This window comes from Pseudomonas sp. HY2-MNA-CIBAN-0224 (genome assembly GCF_040310285.1).
GTDB lineage: Bacteria > Pseudomonadota > Gammaproteobacteria > Pseudomonadales > Pseudomonadaceae > Aquipseudomonas > Aquipseudomonas helleri.
In genome coordinates this window covers 1-292 of the sequence record NZ_JBEOPQ010000367.1, presented here as the reverse complement: position 1 = coordinate 292, position 292 = coordinate 1, and the positions used below count along the sequence as shown (strand labels likewise).

General features: G+C 45.9%; 1 protein-coding gene. It reads right to left on the bottom strand.

Translation table 11 applies throughout. From position 1 onward, the window contains the following. A partial coding sequence (locus AAEZ03_RS26775) for a pantoate--beta-alanine ligase (protein WP_350582821.1) occupies window positions 1-292 on the bottom strand: 292 nt, incomplete at both ends.

Genomic DNA, 292 nt, shown 5'->3' with positions numbered 1-292 from the left:
GCCAAGCTGCGACGAGGATAATCAAATTCTCGTTTTCCACATTAAAAACTTCGGCATCATTAATGACCGATTTCAGCGCATCTGTTTTTACTTCTAGATAGTCAATGTTGAAGCCAGCGTTACTAATACGCTGAGACGTCTCTGCAAGTAACGCTTCAAATTCTGGCATACTCAGTTTATTACTCATTAACTGCTGTGCTAGACGTTGCAGCTCTGCATGAAGCACGGGGGCTGTTTCTCGCTCAGCTGCGCTCAAGTATTGATTGCGCGAAGATAGCGCCAAGCCGTCAGC